General features: G+C 68.1%; 1 protein-coding gene. It reads left to right on the top strand.

Annotated features, from left to right (window positions below; genetic code table 11):
- Positions 1-576 (top strand): aldolase/citrate lyase family protein (locus tag EOA29_RS39355; RefSeq protein ID WP_127222564.1); only part of this gene is annotated, 576 nt, incomplete at both ends.

Genomic DNA, 576 nt, shown 5'->3' on the forward strand with positions numbered 1-576 from the left:
GTGCCCGGCGATTCCGAGCGCAAGCTGGAAAAGGGCCTTGGCGCCGGCGCCGACGTGGTCATCGTCGATCTCGAGGATTCCGTCGCCGCCGCCAACAAGGCAGCGGCACGCGCGGTTGCGGCGAGCTTCATCGCTAGCCGCCGGCAGCACATCAACTCCGCCATCTATGTGCGCGTCAACGACCTCTCGACCGGTCTGACCGACGACGACCTCGCGGCACTTGTTCCCGTAAAACCCGACGGCATCATGCTGCCGAAGTCGAACAGCGGACAGGATGTCCAGCAACTCGCCGCCAAGCTTCGGGTGCACGAAGCCGAGAACGGGTTGCCGGACGGCGGCATAAAAATCCTGCCGATCATCACCGAAACGGCGGCCGGCGTGCTGGCGGCGGCGAGCTATGCCGGAGCAAGCGCAAGGCTTGCCGGCCTGACCTGGGGCGCTGAGGACTTGTCGGCGGCGATCGGCGCGCGCTCGGCGCGTGACGAGAGCGGCCGCTACACCGACGTCTTCCGCCTGGCGCGCACGATGACCATCCTGGCCGCCGGCGCGGCCGAGGTCGCGGCGATCGATACGGTC

The sequence above is a fragment of the Mesorhizobium sp. M1E.F.Ca.ET.063.01.1.1 genome (genome assembly GCF_003998155.1).
GTDB lineage: Bacteria > Pseudomonadota > Alphaproteobacteria > Rhizobiales > Rhizobiaceae > Mesorhizobium.